The sequence below is a fragment of the Salifodinibacter halophilus genome (genome assembly GCA_012999515.1).
GTDB classification, from domain to species: Bacteria; Pseudomonadota; Gammaproteobacteria; order Nevskiales; family Salinisphaeraceae; genus Salifodinibacter; species Salifodinibacter halophilus.
In genome coordinates, this window is record JABEEB010000895.1 from 1 (window position 1) to 229 (window position 229).

The following is a 229-nucleotide window of genomic DNA, read 5'->3' on the forward strand; positions in this document are numbered from 1 at the left end:
CAAATCGTCTATCGTGAGGCCGGCGCGCTCCAGCGCCTTCCTGGTAGCCGGTATGACACCGGTGAGCTGCATGGTGGGGTCGTCGCCGACGGCGACCCGCGCCCGGAAGCGGAACTTCGGGCGGAATCCCTCGGCCTCGGCGACCTCGCGGTCGGCCACCAGCACGGCGGAAGCGCCGTCGGAGATCTGGGACGAGTTGCCGGCGGTGATCACCCCGTCCTCCCGGAAG

1 protein-coding gene is annotated in these 229 nt (G+C 70.3%); it reads right to left on the minus strand.

The window, feature by feature from the left end:
• Positions 1 to 229, minus strand: a 229-nt coding sequence (locus HKX41_14130) for a steroid 3-ketoacyl-CoA thiolase (GenBank protein ID NNC25272.1), incomplete at both ends; no start/stop codon positions are given.